4 protein-coding genes are annotated in these 2,252 nt (G+C 25.1%); 2 read left to right on the top strand and 2 right to left on the bottom strand.

Translation table 11 applies throughout. The annotated features are described in order from the left end of the window. On the bottom strand, positions 1–235 hold a 235-nt coding region (locus tag KJQ99_RS09190; RefSeq protein ID WP_214150636.1), incomplete at its 3' end, for an ATP-binding cassette domain-containing protein. A gap of 50 nt (positions 236–285) precedes the next feature. Further along, entirely contained in the window at positions 286–855 is a 570-nt protein-coding gene (locus KJQ99_RS09185; protein WP_214150635.1) for a hypothetical protein, read from the bottom strand. Positions 856–981: 126 nt separating this feature from the next. Here KJQ99_RS09185 and KJQ99_RS09180 point away from each other — a divergent pair, with 126 nt between their 5' ends. Both KJQ99_RS09180 and KJQ99_RS09175 read left to right on the top strand, forming a co-directional pair. Next, positions 982–1,623: a thioredoxin domain-containing protein gene (locus KJQ99_RS09180; RefSeq protein WP_214117544.1), complete on the top strand. Its 642-nt coding sequence runs from the start codon at positions 982–984 to the stop codon at positions 1,621–1,623. Between the two features lie 56 nt (positions 1,624–1,679). Then, on the top strand, positions 1,680–2,213 hold the full coding sequence (locus KJQ99_RS09175) for a hypothetical protein (protein WP_214150634.1): 534 nt from the start codon (positions 1,680–1,682) through the stop codon (positions 2,211–2,213). The last annotated feature ends 39 nt before the right edge of the window (positions 2,214–2,252 follow it).

Below are 2,252 nucleotides of genomic sequence, written 5' to 3'. Positions count from 1 at the left end.
AATCTATATTAATGCTTTGAGAAAGCATAGAAAAATTTATACTTGAATTAATCAAAACCCTACCATTATCAGGTTCTATTTCTTTAGTAATTATTTTTAAAAATGTAGATTTGCCCTGCCCGTTTTTACCTATTATTGCGATTTTTTCGCCATCGTTTATACTAAAATTTACATTTTTTAAAATAACTTTTTCGCCGTAAGCTTTATCAATATCAATACAATCTATTAAAATCAATTTAAATAATCCTTAAGTTTTTTAAAGGCTAGTATTCTAGCCTTTAAAGATTATTTAACATCTACATCAAAATAAATTTCAACCTCTTCGTGAGTTTTCTTTCCGTGAAGTGCCGAGATTTGTTTATCAGTTGAAAGTGCTGTGAATGCTTCAGTTGTATTAAAATCAGTATTCATATTGATTACTCCTTTTACAACTAATTTACCATCAGCTACGCTATAAGTCATTGGAATTTCTTTTGTAATATCATTAAATGTGATTACACCTGTAGCACTACCACTTGTTTCATCACCTTTTACATCTTTTAAACTAGCTTCAATTTTGCTATTTTTTAAATTTGCAATATATGTTCTATGGATATTGTTTTCACGAATTTTATCTTTTGTATTTTCGTTAGCAAAATCCATACTTGCTTTAGTTCCGTTTAAAATATCTACAACAGAGCCACTTGTTTTGCTAAATTCAAATTTAGCATCATCAATAACACCAGGAACACCTAATTTTTTTTCCATTTTAAAACCAGTAAAATGAGCTTTTACACTAGCTTCATCAATAGTAATTGCATAAGCACTTGAGCCTAAAATCGCAGTAGCGATGATTGAAGAAAATATCTTTTTCATTTTTTTATCCTTTTTTTTAAATTGAACCATTATTATACGATATTTTGTTAATCATTATCATTTCTAATAGAAAATTTTTATTAATTAAAATTTTATATATTTATGCAATTTTTTTAAGGAGAAAAAATGTTAAAACAAATTAAAAAGTTAGCTTTAGTGTTGCTTGTTAGTTCAAACTTATTTGCCTTAAGTGAAGGTGTAGAATACAATGTGCTTGAAAATCCAATCCCAAATTCTGATAATTCTTTAACAGAAATATGGTCTTATCAATGTTCGCATTGTTATTTACACCACAATCACAATACTTTAGGATTAATAAAAGAGCAATTAAAAGATTTGGATATTAGATTAATGATGGTAAAAACTTGGGGAAAATTTGGTCAAGAAATGGCTAATTTACTTGCATACGCACATTATCAAGATGAAAAAAATAAAATTAGCTTGATTGATAAAAATAGCCTATATGATAAAATTAGTAGCGTTTATTTTGTTGAAATGTTTAAAAATAAATCAACTTGGAATAATAATCCTGATGAATTTTATAAATCTGGTCTAAGTATTCTTGGAATTTCAAAGAAAAAATTAGAAAGCTTCTTACAAAGCCCTGAAGGAAAATATTTATTAAGCTCAACTGATATTGCAAATGAAATTGCTAATACTTACGGAACTCCAACTTTTATTGTAAATGGAAAATATGTAATCAATTTAGCTTATGCAAAATCTCCACAAATGCTTATAGATATGATAAACGAACTATCTAAAAAATAAGGATTTACTTAGGTAAATCCTAAATATTTCTAATACTTGTATTAAAAAGTAGTGAAATGTTGCATAAAATTATAAAACTCTTACAATATTTATCTTATTATTTATCTTGGTTATGCGTAGTTGTTGGCTTGATTGAGCTTTTTATGGGCTTTAATTTTGCTTATTATTTTATATCTGCAATTTTGCTTTCTGCTATTTATGGAAGTATTAAAAAGAGATTAGATGAGATTAAATTTAATAAATACTTTTTAATAATTTTAGCTTTAGTATCTGCTTATAAATACTATGAATTTTTTATAAAAGAGCCAAATGATTTAATAGCAAAAATCATAAATGCTAATAAAACTTGCCTAGAAAATCAAAGATATTGCATAATAAATGAAGTTACTACAAAAGAACTCAACGCTGTATTACTAGATAAAAACAATGATGAAATTCTTAAATATCTAAAAGAATATGGATTTAGAAAAAATAAGAAAAATAATATGCTGTATTTTCAAGATACTATTTATAAAAACCCAGTTGATATAGCAATAAAATTACAAGATAATCAAATAAATAAAATATATTATAAAGCAGATAGAAAATAAATCTACTTTACACAAAATAAACAAATCCTACTTATATAA

It is taken from the genome of Campylobacter sp. 2018MI13, assembly GCF_018501135.1.
GTDB lineage: Bacteria > Campylobacterota > Campylobacteria > Campylobacterales > Campylobacteraceae > Campylobacter_E.
Note: the sequence above shows the minus strand (reverse complement) of the source record. Positions and strands in the feature narration are given on the sequence as shown.